This is a genomic window from Geodermatophilus sp. SYSU D00525 (assembly GCF_054050475.1).
Genome location: NZ_JBJGZK010000007.1, coordinates 1 through 17,852 on the forward strand (window position 1 = coordinate 1; position 17,852 = coordinate 17,852).

The 17,852-nt window shown below is 77.3% G+C and carries 16 protein-coding genes, 1 tRNA gene and 1 pseudogene; 7 read left to right on the forward strand and 11 right to left on the reverse strand.

From position 1 onward, the window contains the following. Nucleotides 1-120: 120 nt before the first annotated feature. The 4 genes from ACI796_RS07915 to ACI796_RS07930 form a co-directional block, all read right to left on the reverse strand. Nucleotides 121-495, reverse strand: coding sequence for a PH domain-containing protein (locus tag ACI796_RS07915; protein WP_456940681.1), 375 nt, complete (start codon nucleotides 493-495; stop codon nucleotides 121-123). Between the two features lie 49 nt (nucleotides 496-544). Further along, complete coding sequence (selB, locus tag ACI796_RS07920) at nucleotides 545-2,290, reverse strand: selenocysteine-specific translation elongation factor (protein WP_456940682.1); 1,746 nt, start codon at nucleotides 2,288-2,290, stop codon at nucleotides 545-547. Next, entirely contained in the window at nucleotides 2,281-3,591 is a 1,311-nt protein-coding gene (gene selA / locus ACI796_RS07925) for an L-seryl-tRNA(Sec) selenium transferase (protein ID WP_456940683.1), read from the reverse strand. Before selA ends, selB begins: the two co-directional genes overlap by 10 nt. A gap of 37 nt (nucleotides 3,592-3,628) precedes the next feature. Beyond that, nucleotides 3,629-3,724, reverse strand: a tRNA-OTHER gene (locus ACI796_RS07930). Nucleotides 3,725-3,747: 23 nt separating this feature from the next. Here ACI796_RS07930 and selD point away from each other — a divergent pair. The 5 genes from selD to ACI796_RS07955 all read left to right on the forward strand — a co-directional run bounded on the left by selD (nucleotide 3,748) and on the right by ACI796_RS07955 (nucleotide 7,554). Further along, nucleotides 3,748-4,755 carry a selenide, water dikinase SelD gene (selD, locus tag ACI796_RS07935; RefSeq protein WP_456940684.1) on the forward strand — a complete coding sequence of 336 codons (1,008 nt, stop codon included), beginning with the start codon at nucleotides 3,748-3,750 and terminating at the stop codon, nucleotides 4,753-4,755. Between the two features lie 63 nt (nucleotides 4,756-4,818). Continuing rightward, complete coding sequence (locus ACI796_RS07940; protein ID WP_456940685.1) at nucleotides 4,819-5,397, forward strand: hypothetical protein; 579 nt, start codon at nucleotides 4,819-4,821, stop codon at nucleotides 5,395-5,397. Nucleotides 5,398-5,536: 139 nt separating this feature from the next. After that, a complete protein-coding gene (locus tag ACI796_RS07945; protein ID WP_456940686.1) occupies nucleotides 5,537-6,121 on the forward strand; it encodes a hypothetical protein in 585 nt (194 codons plus the stop codon). 138 nt (nucleotides 6,122-6,259) lie between these two features. Then, nucleotides 6,260-7,225, forward strand: coding sequence for a zinc-binding dehydrogenase (locus tag ACI796_RS07950; RefSeq protein ID WP_456940687.1), 966 nt, complete (start codon nucleotides 6,260-6,262; stop codon nucleotides 7,223-7,225). A 14-nt stretch (nucleotides 7,226-7,239) separates the two neighbouring features. After that, a complete protein-coding gene (locus tag ACI796_RS07955; protein WP_456940688.1) occupies nucleotides 7,240-7,554 on the forward strand; it encodes a hypothetical protein in 315 nt (104 codons plus the stop codon). Here ACI796_RS07955 and ACI796_RS07960 read toward each other — a convergent pair. Both ACI796_RS07960 and ACI796_RS07965 read right to left on the reverse strand, forming a co-directional pair. Further along, a complete protein-coding gene (locus ACI796_RS07960; protein WP_456940689.1) occupies nucleotides 7,523-9,271 on the reverse strand; it encodes an MFS transporter in 1,749 nt (582 codons plus the stop codon). The two genes, ACI796_RS07955 and ACI796_RS07960, sit on opposite strands and share 32 nt — an antisense overlap. After that, nucleotides 9,240-9,941, reverse strand: a complete 702-nt coding sequence (locus ACI796_RS07965) for an LppX_LprAFG lipoprotein (RefSeq protein ID WP_456940690.1) — start codon at nucleotides 9,939-9,941, stop codon at nucleotides 9,240-9,242. The genes ACI796_RS07960 and ACI796_RS07965 overlap by 32 nt, the downstream gene beginning before the upstream one ends. Before the next feature lie 122 nt (nucleotides 9,942-10,063). Between ACI796_RS07965 and ACI796_RS07970 the strand changes: the two genes are divergently transcribed. Beyond that, the gene (locus tag ACI796_RS07970; RefSeq protein ID WP_456940691.1) at nucleotides 10,064-10,474 is read left to right on the forward strand and encodes a hypothetical protein; all 411 of its coding nucleotides are present in this window, start codon (nucleotides 10,064-10,066) and stop codon (nucleotides 10,472-10,474) included. A gap of 6 nt (nucleotides 10,475-10,480) precedes the next feature. On the opposite strand, the gene ACI796_RS07975 is transcribed toward ACI796_RS07970, so the two are convergent. After that, entirely contained in the window at nucleotides 10,481-11,137 is a 657-nt protein-coding gene (locus tag ACI796_RS07975; RefSeq protein ID WP_456940692.1) for an MOSC domain-containing protein, read from the reverse strand. Further along, nucleotides 11,134-12,963 carry a translation elongation factor 4 gene (lepA, locus tag ACI796_RS07980; RefSeq protein WP_456940693.1) on the reverse strand — a complete coding sequence of 610 codons (1,830 nt, stop codon included), beginning with the start codon at nucleotides 12,961-12,963 and terminating at the stop codon, nucleotides 11,134-11,136. The genes ACI796_RS07975 and lepA overlap by 4 nt, the downstream gene beginning before the upstream one ends. A gap of 180 nt (nucleotides 12,964-13,143) precedes the next feature. On the opposite strand from lepA, the gene rpsT reads away from it, so the two are divergent. Beyond that, nucleotides 13,144-13,404 carry a 30S ribosomal protein S20 gene (rpsT, locus tag ACI796_RS07985; RefSeq protein WP_456940694.1) on the forward strand — a complete coding sequence of 87 codons (261 nt, stop codon included), beginning with the start codon at nucleotides 13,144-13,146 and terminating at the stop codon, nucleotides 13,402-13,404. Nucleotides 13,405-13,488: 84 nt separating this feature from the next. Here the strand turns inward: rpsT and holA are convergent, their stop codons facing one another. From holA to ACI796_RS08000, 3 genes and pseudogenes are all read right to left on the reverse strand, one after another. Beyond that, entirely contained in the window at nucleotides 13,489-14,490 is a 1,002-nt protein-coding gene (holA, locus tag ACI796_RS07990) for a DNA polymerase III subunit delta (protein WP_456940695.1), read from the reverse strand. A gap of 310 nt (nucleotides 14,491-14,800) precedes the next feature. Then, nucleotides 14,801-16,909, reverse strand: a pseudogene (locus ACI796_RS07995) (ComEC/Rec2 family competence protein); the annotation flags it as partial. Next, nucleotides 16,906-17,820, reverse strand: coding sequence for a ComEA family DNA-binding protein (locus ACI796_RS08000; protein ID WP_456940696.1), 915 nt, complete (start codon nucleotides 17,818-17,820; stop codon nucleotides 16,906-16,908). The gene ACI796_RS08000 and the pseudogene ACI796_RS07995, both read right to left, overlap by 4 nt. Nucleotides 17,821-17,852 lie beyond the last annotated feature (32 nt).

Below are 17,852 nucleotides of genomic sequence, written 5' to 3' on the forward strand. Positions count from 1 at the left end.
CCCAGCCCCAACACCCCCCCCGCCCCCGCCCCCCCCCCCCCCCCGCCCCCCCCCCCCCCCCCCCCCCCCCCCCCCCCCCCCCCCCCCCCCCCCCCCCCCCCCCCCCCCCCCCCCCCGCGCTCAGAGCACGTGGGTGGCGATCATCTGACCGAGCTGTCGGATGTCGGAGTTGCCCTTGAACTCCAGCCGCACCTTGCCCAGCCCGCTGAACCACAGGTCCAGCTCGGCGTCGAGGTCGAAGGTGCCCGCGGTCTCCACCGAGAAGGCCTGGATCCTGCTGTAGGGCAGCGAGGTGAAGTCCTTCTTGCGGCCGGTCATGCCCTGGACGTTCACCGCGATCAGCCGCTTGTCGGTGAAGACGACGAAGTCGCGCACCGTCTTGAACGCGAAGTACAGCTGCTCGCCGGGGATGAGCAGCGGGGCGACGTCGTCGGCGACGTCCTGGGGGTTGCACTGGCTCAGCTTGAACACCGAGCCGTTGGAGAAGTCGATCACCGGGACACGCTAGGTCAGCGGAACGTCACCGACCGTGTCCCACGCCGGGTCAGCGGAGCCGCCGGGTGGCGTCGGGCAGCCGCTGGGTGACCCCGCGCGCGTCGAGCCACTCCATGAGCGGCACGGCCACCCGCCGCGTCGTCCCCCACGCCGAGCGCGCCTGGCTGAGCGTGAACGGCTGCGGCACCGCGGCCAGCCGGGCGCGGGCTGCCTCCTCCACGCCGGGCGCCAGGTAGACGCCGTCCGCGATGCGCACCAGCTGCCCGTCGCGCACCGCGGCCGCCAGCTCGCGCGGGCCGAGCCGGGCGGCGCGCAACTCATCGGCGTCCGGGGCGGCGAACGGGTCGGCGGCCAGCCGCGCCCGGATCGCATCGACCGCCCGCTGCACGGCCGGCGGCAGCCCGGCGGCGGCCACCACCACCCGGCCCTCGCGCAGGGCCAGCGGCGGCCGGACGACCAGGGCCACCAGGTCGTCGTCGGGGAGGTCCAGCTCCCGGCGGACGACGGCGACCGGCGGCCCCGGCTCCAGCGGGTGCGCCCGCCGGTGCGCGGCCACCAGCCCGGGCACCCGGCGGGCCAGCTCGCCGACCAGCCCGGGCGCCACCAGCCACGGCCCGGCGCGGACGGCGTCGCCCGGCACCGGCCACCCCATCGCCGCGAAGTCGTCGGCGCGCACCACCCGGCGGCGGGCGAGGTCGGCGGCGGCCCCGGCCGGCCCGGCCTGCTGCCGCCCCAGCTCGCCGGCCCGCTGCCGGGCCGCGCCGCGGCGGCGCAGCTCGGGCGGGGCGACGTCGCGGACGTCGGCGCCGAGCACCCGCCGGGCGCCCGGGTCGCGCAGCAGCACGCGGTCGCCGACCCGCAGCGGCAGCGGGCCCGCCAGCCGCAGCCGCACCGCCCGCCCGTCGAGCGGGCGCAGCCGCACCGGCACCGCCGCCGACCCGACGTGCAGCACCGCCCCGGCCGGCAGCCGACCCTCGGGCGCGCGGGCCAGGACGACGTCGGCCTCCGCGGTGGACCGGAACGCGCCGGGGGTGACCAGCGCGTCGCCGCGGGAGAGGTCCTCGACGGCGACCCCGCGCAGGTTCAGCGCCACCCGCGCGGTCGCCGTCGCCCGCTCCACCGGCCGGCCCAGCGACTGCACGCCGCGCACGCCCACCTCGCGGTCGCCGAGCCGCAGCCGGTCGCCGGGCGCCACCGACCCCGCGGACAGGGTGCCGGTGACGACGGTGCCCGCGCCGCGGATGGGGAATGCGCGGTCGACCCACAGCCGCACCGGCGCGGCGGCGTCCGGCGCGGGCAGCCCGGCCAGCAGCGCCTCCAGGGCAGCGGTGAGCTCGGGGACGCCGCGGCCGGTCGGCGCGCTCACCGCCACGCCCGGGACCGTGCCCATCGACGTCGCGGCCAGCCGCTCGGTGGCGTCGGCGAGCACGGGCGCGGGGTCGGCGAGGTCGGCCTTGGTGACGGCCAGCAGCGCGTGCCGCACGCCGAGCGCGTCCAGGACGGCGACGTGCTCGGCGGTCTGCGGCGACCAGCCGTCGTCGGCGGCGACCACGACCAGCGCGGCCGGCACCGGCCCGACGCCGGCGAGCATGTTGCCGACGAACCGCTCGTGCCCGGGCACGTCGACGACGGCCAGCACCCGGCCCGAGGGCAGCGTCGTCCAGGCGAAGCCCAGGTCGATGGTCAGGCCGCGGCGGCGCTCCTCCTCCCACCGGTCGGGCTCCATGCCGGTGAGCGCGCGGACCAGCGTCGACTTGCCGTGGTCGACGTGGCCGGCGGTGGCGATCACGTCCACGCCCGCGCCACCTCCAGCACCGCGGCGGCGAGGTCGTCGTCGGCCGACGGCGGCACGCTGCGCAGGTCGAGCAGGGTGCGCCCGTCGGCGACGTACCCGACCACCGGCCGGGCGCCCCGCCGCAGCGGCTCGGCGAACGGCTCGGGCAGCGAGACCGCGGCGCTGGGCAGCGGGTGCTCGGGCGCCCCTCCCCCGCCGACCCGCGCGGCGGAGTCCACGGCGTGCGCGTCGACCCCGGCGTCGGCCAGCCGGCCGGCCAGCGCCCGCGCCCGGGCCCGCAGCCCGGCGACGTCGGCGGCGAGCATCTGCTGCACCGGCGGCTGCGGGCCGCGCAGGGTGGCCTCCAGCGCGGCGAGCGTCGTCTTGTCGACCCGCAGCGCCCGGTACAGCGGGTGCCGGCGCAGCCGCTGCACCAGGTCGGCGCGGCCGAGCACCAGCCCGGCCTGCGGGCCGCCGAGCAGCTTGTCGCCGCTGGCGAGCACCAGGTCGGCGCCGTCGGCCAGCGTCGTCTGCAGGTCCGGCTCGTCGGGCAGCGCCGGGTGCGGCCGCAGCAGCCCGGAGCCGACGTCGGCCACCAGCGGCACGCCGCTGGTGTGCAGCGCCTCCGCCAGCTCGTGGACCGGCACCGCCCGCGTGAAGCCGCGGACGACGAAGTTCGACGGGTGCACCTTGAGCACCGCGCCGGTGTCGTCGTGCAGGGCGTCGCGGTAGTCGTCGAGGGTCACCCGGTTCGTCGTCCCCACCTCGCGCAGCCGGGCGCCGGTCGACTCCAGCAGGGCGGGGATGCGGAACCCGTCGCCGATCTCGACCAGCTCGCCGCGGGCGATGACCAGCTCGCCGCCCAGCGCCGTGGCCACCAGCGCCAGCGCCGCCGCGCAGTTGTTCACCACGAGCGCGGCCCCGGCCGCCGGCACCGCCGCCAGCAGGGCCGACAGGGCGGCCTCGCCGCGCGGCCCGCGGCGGCCGGTGGCGAGGTCCAGCTCGACGTCGGTGGTGCCGCTGGCCGCGACCACCGCCTCGACGGCCGCGGCCGACAGCGGCGCCCGCCCGAGGTTGGTGTGCACGAGGACGCCGGTGGCGTTGAGCACCGGGCGCAGGGCGGACGCGGTCACGGGCAGGCCGGCGAGGACGGCGGCGACCGCGTCCTCGGGCGCGAGCTCGCCCGCGCGGACGCGCTGCTGCACGGCGCGGACGGCGTCCTTGACCAGGTCCCGGCCCAGGCGCGACACGGCGTCGGCCAGCGCCGGGTCGGCCAGCAGCGTGTCGGTGCGGGGCACTGCCCGCCGCGGGTCGGCGCTCATCGCTGCGGAGCGTATGCGCGCCGGCCCGCGGGGAGGCTGGCGGAGGCGGACGGGAATCGAACCCGCCTGACCGAGCTGCTCGGCCACGCCGGCTTTAGAGGCCGCGGGGGCCACCAGGCACCCTGACGCCTCCGCCGGCCAGCCTACGGTGGGGCCGTGACCAGCGCGCCCGCACGGATCCGCCTCACCCGGTACGCACACGGCGGCGGCTGCGCCTGCAAGATCCCGCCCGGGGAGCTCGAGGCCGTCGTCGCCGGGCTGACCGGCACCGGCCCGGCCGACCCGGCCGCCGAGCTGGTCGTCGGCCTCGACGACGGCGACGACGCGGCCGTCGTCCGGACCGCCGGCGGGCAGGGGCTGGTGCTCACCACCGACTTCTTCACCCCCGTCGTCGACGACGCGTACACCTTCGGCCGGATCGCCGCGGCCAACGCGCTGTCCGACGTCTACGCGATGGGCGGCACCCCGGTGGTCGCGGTCAACCTGCTCGGCTGGCCGCGCGACGTGCTGCCCGCCGAGCTCGCCGCCGAGGTGCTGCGCGGCGGGCTGGAGGCGGCGCAAGAGGCCGGCTGCCACGTCGGCGGCGGGCACTCGATCGACGACCCCGAGCCGAAGTACGGCATGGCGGTCACCGGCGTCCTCGACCTCGACCGGGTCATCCGCAACGACGCCGCCGTCGCCGGGACGCCGCTGTCGCTGACCAAACCGCTGGGGGTCGGCGTGCTCAACAACCGGATGAAGGCCACCGGCGAGGTCAGCGAGGAGGCGGTGGCCTCGATGACCGCGCTCAACCGGGACGCCGCCCGCGCCGCGCTGGCCGCCGGCATCCGCGCGGGCACCGACGTCACCGGCTTCGGCCTGCTCGGCCACCTCTACAAGATGGCGCGCGCCAGCGGGGTGACCGCGGTCGTCGACGCCGCCGCGGTCCCCTACCTGGCCGGGGCGCGCGAGGCGCTGGCCGCCGGGTTCGTCTCCGGCGGCACCCGGCGCAACCTCGACTGGGTGCGCCCGCACACCGACCTGTCCGCCGTCGGCGAGGACGAGGCGCTGCTGCTGGCCGACGCGCAGACCTCCGGCGGGCTGCTGCTGGCGGGCGAGGTGCCCGGCGCCCCGGTGATCGGCGCGTTCGTGCCGCGCCAGGACGCGGTGGTCGTCGTCCGCTAGGCCCTTCCCCCGCCCGGCGGCGGCTGCCATCCTCCGCGCCCGGCGACGGCGGAGGAGGACGGCGTGCGGTGGATCGCGGGCGGGGCGGCCCTGCTGCTGGCCGGGTGCGGGAGCGGGCCGGCGGCGCCCCCGCCGGCCGCCCCCGCGACCACCGAGGCAGCGGACGACGGCGGCACGGGGTACGCCAGCGCGTTCCTCGGCGCCGGCGGCGAGAGCGGCAGCGACGACGTCTTCGTGCACGTCACCGTGTTCGACCCGCCGGACGCGGACGCCTTCGGCAACGGCGAGTTCTTCGTCCTCGGCTGGGACTGCCTGACCGAGGAGCGGGTGCCCGCGACCGTCGCCGGGCTGGACTCCGCCACCGCCCGCGGGGAGCTGGCGCTGACCTGCGGGTCCCACACCGCGGCCGGCGAGGTCACCGGCACCGCCGTGGTCGACCTGACGTGGACCGCGGAGGGCCCCGGCCACGAGTACGCCCTCGACAGCCCCGACGGCGCCTGCCGCGAGCTGCTCACCGACCGGCACGCCGTGGTGACCGGGCAGGTGCGCGTCGTCGTGCCGGGGCTCGGCTACGACGGCGTCGCGGTCAGCCTGGCCGACGACGACGACTCGGTCTCCCGCGGCGTCCCGGCCTGCCCCTGACCGGCCGCGGCGCGTCGGGGACGACACGCCGCACCCGCGGCCGGCCGCGCACGGATCCGTCCCGGTCGCCGGCCGCCGCTGCCACCCTCCCGCCCGCACCGGCCCGGGAGGTCCGGGACCGGTACCCGAGGAGGACGGCATGAGGACGAGGACGGCCCGGGCGCTGACCGTGCTGCTGGCCACGGCGGCACTGGGCGGCACGGCGGGCACGGCCGCCGCGGCACCGCCCGAGGGCCGCGGCGCGACGACGGAGTGGAAGGCCACCACGGGCCTCGGTGAGGAGGGCGGCGACCTGCGGGTGAGCGCCACGGTCACCGGGAACCGGGACGGCGCGCTGACCGTCGACCTCGAGGCACACACGGCCGGGTACGCCTGCCGACCGGTGGAGTCGCCCGCCGCCTCCCTGGTCCCGCTGGAGTCGGCCACCCTCTCCGGCGAGGACGTGGCGCTGAGCTGCACGCCCGACGGCGGGGGTCAGGGCCTGGTCGAGCTCACCGGGACGATGGACGTCGAGCTCGTGTGGACGGGTACCGGCGACACCACCCGCTTCCCGCAGGAACTGGACCACTGCGTCGGCCGGGTCCTCGTCCGGGAGGCGACCGTCACCGGGTCGGTGACCGTCTCGATCGACGGCGGCCCGACCGCGACCGTGGAGGTGTCCGGGTACACCGGGGACACGCGGCTGCAGTACCAGCACGTGGCCTGCCCGCCGCCGAAGGCCTGAGCCGCCGCCGAAGGCCTGAGCCGCCGCCGAAGGCCTGAGCCCCCGCCGAAGGCCTGAGCCGCCGCCGAAGGCCTGAGCCGCCGCCGTCCGGCGGGCGCGGTGTCGCCCGCCGGACGGGGGTGTCCTAACGTCCGGCGCATGCGCGCCGTCTTCGTCTCCACGCCCTCGCCCGACGACCCGCTCTCCGTCCTGGAGGTCGGCGACCGGCCCGAGCCGGAGGCGCCCGACGGCTGGACGACGGTGCAGGTGAAGGCCGTCTCGCTCAACCACCACGACCTGTTCAGCCTGCGCGGCGTGGGCCTGCCGCGGGAGCGGATGCCGATGATCCTGGGCACCGACGCGGCCGGGCTCGACGAGGACGGCAACGAGGTCGTCGTCCACGGCGTCGTCGCCAGCCCCGGCTGGACCGGCGACGAGACGCTGGACCCGAAGCGCTCGCTGTTCTCCGAGCTGCACCAGGGCACGATGGCCGAGCGGGTCGCCGTCCCCCGGCGCAACGTGCTGCCCAAGCCCGCCGAGCTGTCCTTCGCCGAGGCCGCCTGCCTGCCCACCGCCTGGCTCACCGCCTACCGCATGCTCTTCGTCCGCTCCGGCCTGCGGCCCGGCCAGACGGTGCTCGTGCAGGGCGCCAGCGGCGGCGTGGCCACCGCGCTGGTCGTGCTGGGCCGGGCCGCCGGCTACCGGATGTGGGTCACCGGGCGCAGCGAGGAGAAGCGCGCGGCCGCGCTCGAGCTCGGCGCCGAGCAGGCGTTCGAGACCGGCGCCCGGCTGCCCGAGCGGGTCGACGGCGTCATGGAGACCGTCGGCAAGGCGACCTGGAGCCACAGCGTGAAGTCGCTGAAGCCCGGCGGCGTCATCGTGACCTCCGGCGCCACCACCGGCTACGACCCGAGCGCCGAGCTCAACCGGGTGTACTTCACCCAGCTGTCGGTGGTCGGCTCCACCATGGGCACCCGCGACGAGCTGGAGTCGCTGGTCCGGATGTGCGCGGTGACCGGCGTCCGCCCGGTCATCGACGTCGAGCTGCCGCTGGAGCAGGCCCGCGAGGGCTTCAGCCGGATGCTCGAGGGCCGCACCGCCGGGAAGATCGTCTTCACGCTCTGACGAGGAGGCCGGCCGTGGCCAGGACAGCGCGGGTGTGGCGGGGCTGGGTCCGCACCGGGGACGCCGACGCCTACGCCGCCTACGTCGAGGAGACCGGCGTGGGCGAGTACCGGCGGACGCCGGGCAACGAGGGCGCCTGGGTGCTCACCCGGGACCTCGGCGACGGCCGCACCGAGGTCGTGGCGCTGAGCCTGTGGGAGTCGCTGGAGGCGGTCCGCGGGTTCGCCGGCGACAACCTCGAGGCCGCCGTCTACTACCCCGAGGACGACCGGTACCTCGTGCAGCGCGAGGACACCGTCACGCACTACGAGGTGCGCGGGCCCGGCTGACCTCGCGCAGCAGCACCAGCGCCGCGACCGCCGCCAGCGCGGCGGCGACCGCGGCGCCGGCGAAGACGGTGTGCAGCTGGGTGAGGACGGCCTGGTCGACGGCCGCCTCGTAGGCGGGGCAGTCGGCCGGGGTGTCCGGGCAGACGGTCAGCGGCGAGCCGATCGCCTCGACCTCGGCGGTGAACCGGCGCAGCGCCACCGCGGTGAGCAGCGACAGCCCGACCAGCATCCCCACGGTCCGGGCGACGACGGCGAGCGCGCTCGCGCTGCCGTGCACGGCCGGCCCGGTGACCGCCAGGAGCACCGCGTTGACCGGCGCGATCGCCAGGCCGAACCCGAGCCCCGCGGCCAGCAGCACGACCGTGGACCACCACCGGTCCAGCGACGTCTCGCCCCAGCCGGTCATCGCCCACAGCGCCAGCGCGGCGAGCACCGTGCCGCCGGCCGCGACCAGCCGCGGGGGCAGCACCCGGCACAGCCAGCCGCCGGCGACCGCGCCCACCGGGACGGCGACCAGCAGCCGCACCAGCACGAGCGCGGCGCCGAGCTGGTCGCCGGGCGTCGTCGTCGCGCGGGCGAACAGCGGGACGTCGACCAGCGCGGCCACCAGCGCCACCCCGACCAGCAGGTTGACCAGCAGCGCACCCCACGCGCCGGCCGGCCGCAGCGCGCCCAGGGGCAGCACCGGGTCGGGCGCGCGCCGCTCGTGCAGCCAGAAGCCGGTGGCGGCCAGCGCGGCGACCGGCAGCAGCACCGGGCCGTGCGCGACGACCTCGGTGGCCGGGTCGGCCGCGGCGAAGGCCCACACCAGCGCCCCGAGCGCGACGACGGCGAGCAGCGAGCCGAGCACGTCGACCTCGCGGAGCAGCCGCGGGACCCCGCGCAGCGGCAGCACCGCGCCGGCGGGGTGCGCGAGGCTGCGCGCGACCAGGGCCAGCCCGGCGACGGCGGCGGCCAGCACCAGCGGCGTCGACGCGGTCACGCCGTCGGCCAGCGGCACCCAGGCCAGGCCGAGCGTGACGTCCTCGGCGAGCGCGGCCGGCGCGGCCAGCTGCAGCCCGGCGGCGGCGCCGGTGAGCAGCAGCAGGACCAGGCCGACGGGGTCGGGCCGCCGGCCGCCGCCTGTGAGCACCACGCCCGCGGCGAGGACCAGCCCGAGCAGCAGGTTGAGCCAGAACACCGCCCGCCAGTCGCTGACCGCGAGCACCGCGGCGCCGGCCAGCGGGCCGAGCACCGCGCCGGCCTCCTGCACCGCGCCGACCACGCCCAGCGGCACCGCCCGGCGCTCGGGCGGCCACCGGTCGGCGACCAGCGCCAGCGTGGCCGGGACCAGCCCGCCGGCGCCCACGCCCTGCAGCCCGCGGCCGGCGACGGCCGGGCCCAGGTCGGTCGCCGTCGCGGTCAACAGGGAACCCAGCGCGAACAGCAGCAGGCAGCCGGCGAGCACCGGCACCCGGCCGCGCAGGTCGGCCAGCCGGCCCAGCAGCGGCAGCGTGGCGGTGTAGCCGAGCAGGAAGCCGCCGACGATCGGCGTCGCCCGCTGCAGCTCGTCGATGCCGACGCCGACCCCGGTGAGGATGTCCGGCAGCGCGAGGACGACGACGTAGGTGTCGGCCGCGGTGACCAGCACCGCCAGCGTGGCGAGGACGACCAGCGGCAGTCCCGGGACCGCGGGTGCCTGCGGCTCAGCCGGCAGGCGGTGCGGTGATCTCGACATCGTCGCCGGGGTCGGAGAGCTCGAGGGTGAAGGTGGCGTCCTGGTCGGCGGCGAAGAAGGGGCCGGTGAGCTCGGCGCGGCGCAGCTCACCCGACTCGGGAGCCACGGCGAAGCGGGCCTCCACCGGCTGGCTCGGGTCCTCGCTGGTGAGCACCTGCTCGACCAGGTCGCCGGGGATCTCGGCGGTCACCTCGCGCACCACCTCGCCGTCGACCCGGCGCTCCTCCCCCAGCTCGGCGGCGTCGGCCTGGGCGAGCAGCTGCGAGATGCCGGTGTCGGGGTCCAGCAGCGCGCCGGGGTCGCCGAAGCCGAACTGCGCGGGGTCGACGACGCTGTAGCCGCTGGTGAACGGCAGCTGTGCGTAGACGGTGCCGTCGACCGAGACGACGGCGAGGTCGAGCGCCGAGCCGACGGCCAGCACCTGCAGGGTGCCCTCGAACGACGCCGGGCGGAGGACGTCGCCCTCGCCGCCGACCAGCGCGGTGCCGGTGGTCGGCGCGCCCTCGCTGGTCAGCACGAAGTGCAGCGACTCGGTCTCGTCGAGCGTGGTCTTCGCGCGGGCGAGCAGGTCGTCGGCGGACTCCTCCGGCTCGCCCCCGCCGCAGCCGGCCAGCGCGGACACCGCGACCACCAGCCCGGCCACCGTCGCGGCAGCGCGGCGCAGCACCATCGTCGTCCTCCCCGTCCGTGCCGGTCGGCCCCCGGCGCGGGCACGGTAGCGCGTCGCGGCGGCCCGCAGACGCAGGCGGCGGGGGGTCCCGCGGTCGGGGCGGCGGGTCCACGCTGGGGGCCGTGGACGTCCTGTTCATCGCCGGCGTCAGCGTGATCACCGCGGACCCCGCGACCAGCCGCCGTCTGTACGTCGACGCGCTGGGCCTGCCCCTGGAGCGGATGGACGGCGAGTACGTCGCCAGCGAGCGGATCGAGGGCAGCCGGCACTTCGGCGTCTGGCCGCTGACCCAGGCCGCGCAGGCCTGCTTCGGCGCCCCCGACTGGCCGGCGGACCGCCCGGTGCCGCAGGCGAGCATCGAGTTCGAGCTCGCCGGCGCCGACGCGGTGGCGGCCGGCGCGGCCGAGCTCGAGGACCGGGGGCACACGCTGCTGCACGGGGCGCGCACCGAGCCGTGGGGGCAGACGGTCGCCCGGCTGCAGTCGCGGGAGGGGCTGGTGGTCGGGTTGTCCTTCGCGCCCTGGCTGCACTGAGCGCGCTCAGGCCGGGGCGGCGGTCCTCGCGGCGATCCGCGCCGCCAGCTTCGGCCGGTCCTTGACCGGGAACGACGCCAGCGCCGGCTCGAGCTGGGCGATCCGGTACCGCTGGGTGGTCAGCGCGCGGAACGCCAGGCCGGTGGTGACGCCGTGGCCGGGCCGCTCGACGACGGTGATCTCGTCGCCGGCGCCGACCGCGCCGGTCTCCAGCACCCGCAGGTAGGCGCCGGTCGCGCCGCGCGCGGTGAACCGCTTGACCAGGTCGGGGACGTCCCAGAAGCGGGCGAAGTTGGCGCACGGGATGCGCGGCGCGGTCACCTCGAGCAGCGCCGTCCCGACCCGCCAGCGCTCGCCGATCTCGGCGGCGGTCAGATCCAGACCCGCCGTCCGCAGGTTCTCCCCGAACCGGCCCGGAGGCAGGTCGCGGCCGAGCTCGGCGGCCCAGACGTCGGCGTCCTCCTGGGCGTAGGCGTAGACCGCCTGCCCCTCCCCGCCGTGGTACTTCCGGTTGACCTGGACGTCGCCGTCCAGGCCGAGCTCGCCGACGGCGACGCGGCCGGGCCGCGGGCGCTTGTCGATGCCGCTGCGGTCGGGCCGGCGCCCGGGGAGCGGCAGCAGGTCGGAGCCGGAGACGCAGACGGCGAGGAGCCGCCCGCTCACTTCTTGCCGGCTGCGGGCTCGTTGGTGGAGAGCGCGGCGACGAACGCCTCCTGGGGGACCTCGACGCGGCCGACCATCTTCATCCGCTTCTTGCCCTCCTTCTGCTTCTCCAGCAGCTTCCGCTTGCGGGTGATGTCACCGCCGTAGCACTTGGCGAGGACGTCCTTGCGGATGGCGCGGACGGTCTCGCGGGCGATCACCCGGGAGCCGACGGCGGCCTGGATCGGCACCTCGAACTGCTGCCGCGGGATGAGCTCCCGCAGCTTGCCGGCCATCATCACGCCGTAGCCGTAGGCCTTGTCCTTGTGCACGATCGCGCTGAACGCGTCGACCGCCTCGCCCTGCAGCAGGATGTCGACCTTCACCAGCGAGGACTCCTGCTCGCCGGCCTCGGAGTAGTCGAGGCTGGCGTAGCCGCGGGTGCGCGACTTCAGCGCGTCGAAGAAGTCGAAGATGATCTCGCCGAGCGGCAGCGTGTAGCGCAGCTCGACGCGGGACTCGCTCAGGTAGTCCATGCCGCCGAGCTGGCCGCGCCGGCTCTGGCACAGCTCCATGATCGCGCCGGTGTAGTCGCTGGGCGCGATGATCGTGGCGTTGACGACCGGCTCGAAGACCTTGTCGATCTTGCCCTCGGGCCAGTCGCTGGGGTTGGTGACGGTGTGCTCGGTGCCGTCCTCCATCACCACCCGGTAGACGACGTTGGGCGCGGTGGAGATCAGGCTGATGCCGGCCTCGCGCTCGAGCCGCTCGCGGACGATCTCCAGGTGCAGCAGGCCGAGGAAGCCGACGCGGAAGCCGAAGCCGAGCGCCGCGGAGGTCTCCGGCTCGTAGGTCAGGGCCGCGTCGTTGAGCAGCAGCTTGTCCAGCGCCTCGCGCAGCAGCGGGTACTCGCTGCCGTCGATCGGGTAGAGGCCGGAGTAGACCATCGGCTTGGGGTCGCTGTAGCCGCCGATCGGCTCGGCGGCCGGGCGGTGCTGCAGCGTGACGGTGTCGCCGACGCGGGACTGGCGGACGTCCTTCACCCCGGTGATGAAGTAGCCGACCTCACCGACGCCGAGGCCGTCGACCGGCTTGGGCTCGGGCGAGATGACGCCGATCTCGAGCAGCTCGTGGGTGGCGCCGGTCGACATCATCCGGATGCGCTCGCGGCTGGAGATCCGCCCGTCGACGACGCGGACGTAGGTGATGACGCCGCGGTAGATGTCGTAGACCGAGTCGAAGATCATCGCGCGGGCCGGGGCCTCGGCGTCGCCCTCCGGTGGGGGGATCTGCGCGACGATCGCGTCCAGCAGTTCCGGCACACCCTCGCCGGTCTTGCCGCTGACCTTGAGGACGTCCTCGGGGTCGCAGCCGATGATGTGCGCGATCTCGGCGGCGTACCTCTCGGGCTGGGCGGCCGGCAGGTCGATCTTGTTGAGGACCGGGATGATCGTGAGGTCGTTCTCCAGGGCCAGGTAGAGGTTGGCCAGGGTCTGCGCCTCGATGCCCTGCGCGGCGTCGACCAGCAGGACCGCACCCTCGCAGGCCGCCAGCGACCGGGACACCTCGTAGGTGAAGTCGACGTGGCCCGGGGTGTCGATCATGTCGAGGACGTACTCGGTGTCCCCGACCTTCCAGGGCAGGCGCACGTTCTGGGCCTTGATGGTGATGCCGCGCTCGCGCTCGATGTCCATCCGGTCGAGGTACTGCGCGCGCATCTGCCGCGCCTCGATGATCCCGGTCACCTCGAGCATCCGGTCGGCCAGCGTCGACTTGCCGTGGTCGATGTGGGCGATGATGCAGAAGTTCCGGATCCGGGTGGGATCGGTGGCAGCGGGAGTCGTCACAGTGCCGCCATCGTCCCACGCCGGGGCACCGCGGTGGAGCACCGTGCCGGAGGGGCCTGCCGGCAGCCGGGGTGGGACGGCGCGCCGCACGCTGGTAACCTGGCAGGCCGGTCCGCTGACGCATGCCGTCCGGACGCACCGACAGACCCTTTCCCTCCTGCGAGACACCGAGGCTCACGCGTGGCGAACATCAAGTCCCAGATCAAGCGGAACAAGACGAACGAGAAGGCGCGCCAGCGCAACGTCGCCGTCAAGTCCGCCCTGAAGACGGCCGTCCGCCGCTTCCGCGAGGCCGCCGCCACCGGCGACACCGAGGCCGCGACCGCGGCGCTGCAGAAGGCCGGCAAGGCCCTCGACAAGGCCGCCAGCAAGGGCATCATCCACAAGAACCAGGCCGCCAACCGCAAGTCGGGCATGGCCAAGCAGCTGACCAGCCTCTGAGCTGCGCCCCAGCGCTCCCGGGCCCCCGTCCTCCCTCCCGGAGGACGGGGGCCCGTCGCTTTCCGGGGGCGCGGGCCCGGCCGCTCAGTAGCCGGCGCGGGCCCGGCCGCGGCCGGTGGTGGCGCGGATGTCGACGATCCGGCGGATGGCCCGCTCGAGCGCGTAGTCGGCGCTCGCGGCCACGCCCTTGACGTCGGCGTTGAGCTCGGCGGCCACCCCGATCGCCTGCTGCAGGCCCTCGATGCTCCAGCCGCGGGCCTGGGTCTGGGCCTTCTTCACCTTCCACGGCGGCAGCTTGAGCGCCCGCGCGAGGTCGCCGGTGTTGGAGGTGTTCAGCGAGGTGACCCGGGCCGCGGTGCGGATGCCGTCGGCGATCGCGTCGGCGATGAGCACGTGCGCGACGCCGCGGTCCAGCGCCCACCGCAACGTCTCCAGCGAGCCCTGGCGGTCCCCCACCAGCACCTTCTCGGCGACGGTGAAGCCGGTGACCTCGGCCTGCCCGCGGTGGAACCGGGCGACGGCGTCGGCGTCGATGGCCCCGCCGAAGTCGGCGACCAGCTGGGTGGCCGCCGACGACAGCGCCCGCAGGTCCCCGCCGACCGCGTCGACCAGGGCGGCCACCGCGTCGGGGGTGATCCGGCCGCCGGCCGTGCGCACCTCGTTGCGGACGAACGCCGCCCGGTCGCCGGGCGAGGAGATCTTGGCGCACTCGTCGAGCGCCGCCCCGGCCGCGGTGAACGCCTTGACCAGCGCCTCGTTGCGCTTGCCGCCGTGGTGGACGACGACCAGCGTGAGGTCGGGATCGGGGTCCTTGCAGTAGCCGGTCAGCGCGTCGACCAGGGCGCCCGCGGCCTCGTGCACCCCACTGACGACGACCAGCCGGTGCTCGCCGAACAGCGACGGCGCCAGCACGTCGGCGAGCTGGCCGACCGGCAGGCCGGCGGCGACCAGCTCGTGCACCTCCGCGGCGGGGTGGCGCTCGAGGACGGCGGCGCGCACGGCGGCCACGGCGCGGGAGCGCAGCAGCTCCTCCTCCCCGACGACGGCCCGCAGGCGGGAGGTCGGTGCCGGGGGTGCCGCTGCCACGCCCCGATGGTGTCACGGCCCGCCGACGGTCCGGCCGCACCGCGGGTCCGCCCGGCACGCCGCCGTCGGCGGGGTGCACCGCCCCGGCCTGCACCTCTCCTCCACCGCGGGCGGCGACGCCCCACTCCCCTGCCGAGCCGACGACGGCCAGGTCGCCCTCCCGGTCGGTGCGGTGGACCTGCATGCCCTCCCGGGCCAGCAGCGACAGCAGCCGTGGCGCCGGGTGCCCGTAGGTGTTCTCCGCGCCGACGCTGACCAGCGCCACCCGGGCGCCGGTCGCGGCGAGGAAGGCCGGGGCGGCGTCGGCGCTGCCGTGGTGCGGGACCTTGAGCACGTCGGCGCGCAGGTCCACGCCCCGGTCGAGGACCCGCTCCTCGGCGGCCGCACCCAGGTCGCCGGTGAGCAGCACCCGCACGCCGCGCACGGTGACCCGCACGACCAGCGAGAGGTCGTTGGGCTCGGCCGCGGCGGTCGCGATCTCCGGCGGCGGCGCCAGCACCTCGAGCCGGGTGCCGCCCACGTCGCGGCGGTCGCCGGGGACGAGGACCTCGCGGCGCGCCCCGGCCCGGGCGGCGGCGCGCGCCAGGTCGCCGGCCCGCTCGTCGGCCGGGGACAGCGTGCCGGTGGCGACGGCGCCGACCTCCCGCCCGTCCAGCGCGCCGGCCAGCCCGCCGACGTGGTCGGCGTCGAGGTGCGACAGCAGCACCAGCGGCAGCCGGTCGACGCCCAGCCGGTCCAGGCAGCGGTCGACCGGGCCCACCTCCGGGCCGGCGTCGACGAGCACGCCCTCGCCCGGGCCGGTCGGGAGCACCAGCGCGTCGCCCTGGCCGACGTCGCAGGCGACCAGCACGGTCCCCGGCGGGGGCCAGCCGTCGGCGACCTGGCGCAGCGGCCAGCCGAGCAGCACCAGCCCGAGCACTGCGGCCAGCCCCAGCGGGCGCAGCCGCCGGTACCGCCACAGCAGCAGCCCGCCGGCGAGCAGCAGGACCGTGAGCAGCAGCGCGCCACCGGTGCCGGCCGGCCAGCCGGTCGCGCCGTCGGGCAGCGCCGCCGCGGTGCGCGCCACGGCGACCAGCCACCGCACCGGCCAGCCGGCCAGCCACACGAGGCCGCCCCCGGCGACCGGCACGACCGGCCCCACGACGGCGGCCAGCAGGCCGAGCACGGTCGCCGGCGCCACCGCGGGCGCGGCGAGCAGGTTGGCCGGCAGCGACACCGGGCTGACCAGCCCGGACAGGCCCGCCACCAGCGGCGCGGTGGCCAGCCCGGCGGCCGCGGCCACCGCCACCGCGTCGGCAGGCGTGCGCGGCCAGCCCCGGCGCTGCAGCCGGCGCGACCAGCGGGGCGCCAGCAGCACGATCGCCGCCGTCGCCGCGACCGACAGGGCGAACCCGGCGTCCCGGGCCAGCCGCGGGTCGAGCAGCAGGAGCACCGCCACCGACGCGGCCAGCGCGGGGACCGCGGCCCGTGTGCGGCCGGAGGCCAGGGCGAGCAGGGTGACCGCGCCCATGGCCGCCGCCCGGACGACGCTGGCGTCGGGCCGGACCAGCACCACGAAGCCGGCGAGGACCGCGAGGGCCACTGCTGCCTGCACCCGGCGGTCGACCGCCCGCCGGCGCAGCGGTGCCAGCACGCCGGTGAGGACGATCGCCACGTTGGCGCCGGAGACAGCGGTGAGGTGGGACAGGCCCGCGCGGCGGAAGTCCTCCTCCAGCACCGGGTCCAGGCTCCGCGTGTCGCCGACGACCAGGCCGGGCAGCAGCCCGTCCGCGGGTGCGGGCAGCACGCGCCGGGCGGAGGCGGCCAGCCCGTCGCGGACGGCACCGGCGGCGCGCTGCAGCCGGGACGGCCCCTCGACCGGCTCCGGTGGGCCGCGGGCCGACAGCCGCGCCACGACGCCGTCGGTAGCGGGCGCGGTCGCCACCGCCACCCTCGTGCGCACCACCTGCCCGGGCAGCACGCCGGTCCAGTCCTCCGCGGGCGCGAACAGCACGGCGGCGGCGGTCAGCGACACCGTGGCCGCCCGGTCGGTCACCGCGGTGACCGTGACGTCGAGGGCCAGCCGGGGCGGGCCGACGCCGGCGACGCGCCGCGGGTCGCCGTCGGCCTCCAGGACCACCTCGACCGTGCGGCCGGCCGCCACGTCGGCCAGCGGGGAGGCGGCGCGGGCGGCGCCGCGGACCGCGGCGACCGTCGCGGTGGTGGCCACCGCGGCGAGCACGGCGAGGAGCACGAGGACGCCGGCCCGTCCCCGGTGCCGGACGAGCAGCACCGCCCCCAGCGTGGCCGCGCCGGCCAGGACGAGCAGGACGGGCGCCGACAGCAGGCCGGCCGCGAGGGTGACCGCCCAGACCGCGGCGGCGGCCGGGACGAGGCGCAGGTCCAGCCACGACCAGCGCCGGTCCGGGAGGGCGCTCACACCCGGACCAGGTCGGCCAGGTCGCCGTAGACGGCGGGGCCGATGCCCGGGACGTCGTCGAGCTGCTCGACGCTGGTGAACCGGCCGTGCTGCTCGCGGTGGTCGACGATGCGCTGGGCGAGCACCGGGCCGATGCCGGGCAGGGCGTCGAGGTCGGCGACCGTGGCCGCGTTGAGGTCCAGCGGGCCGGCCGGGGCCGCTCCCCCGGCGGCCGGCGCGGGAGCCGCTCCCGGGACGCCGACGGCGATCTGCTGCCCGTCGCTGACGACCGCGGCCAGGTTGACCGAGGCGGGATCGGCCTCGGGCAGGAGGCCGCCGGCCGCGGCCACCGCGTCGGCGACCCGGGCACCCTCGGGCAGCGTCACCAGGCCGGGCGTGACGACGAGGCCGACGACCGAGACCACGACCGTCGTGCGCGCCCCGGCCGCCGCCGCGGGCGCGGACTCCGTGGTGGCGGCCGGTGCGGGCTCGACCCCGGCCGCGACGGGCTCGCCCCCGGCCGGGACGGGCTCGGGTGCCGGCTCCACCTCCGGCCGCTGCAGCCAGGTCCACCCGGCGAGCAGCAGCGCCACCAGCAGACCGGTGAGCCACAGCGCCGCGCCGCCGCGCCGGCCGGGGTCCAGGCGCACCGCCCGCCCGGGCGCCCGGTGCCGGCCGAGCCCGCCCGGCAGCCGACCGTCCGCCTGGTCGTCCGGGTCGTCCCGTTCGTCGTCGAGGTGGGCGCCGAGGTCGTCCTCGCCTCGGCCCCCGGGCGGCTCCGGGCGGCGGAGGAGGGCCACGCCGGTGCCCGGCGGGGACTCGAGCGGGTCGTCGTCGGGCAGCCAGCCCGAGCGCCGGCCCTCGTCGAGCAGCACCCGCAGGCGGGCACGGATGACGTCGGCGGCTGGGTCGCGGCGGGAGGTCAGGCGCACGCGGCGGACGCTAGGCAGGCCGCCGCCCGGGA

Bases quoted from the DNA above. Each gene is read 5' to 3' on its own strand.
- selA (WP_456940683.1), bottom strand. From the start codon at position 3,591: ATGAGCGCCGACCCGCGGCGGGCAGTGCCCCGCACCGACACGCTGCTG.
- ACI796_RS07945 (WP_456940686.1), top strand. From the start codon at position 5,537: ATGAGGACGAGGACGGCCCGGGCGCTGACCGTGCTGCTGGCCACGGCG.
- ACI796_RS07950 (WP_456940687.1), top strand. From the start codon at position 6,260: ATGCGCGCCGTCTTCGTCTCCACGCCCTCGCCCGACGACCCGCTCTCC.
- ACI796_RS07960 (WP_456940689.1), bottom strand. From the start codon at position 9,271: ATGTCGAGATCACCGCACCGCCTGCCGGCTGAGCCGCAGGCACCCGCG.
- ACI796_RS07965 (WP_456940690.1), bottom strand. From the start codon at position 9,941: ATGGTGCTGCGCCGCGCTGCCGCGACGGTGGCCGGGCTGGTGGTCGCG.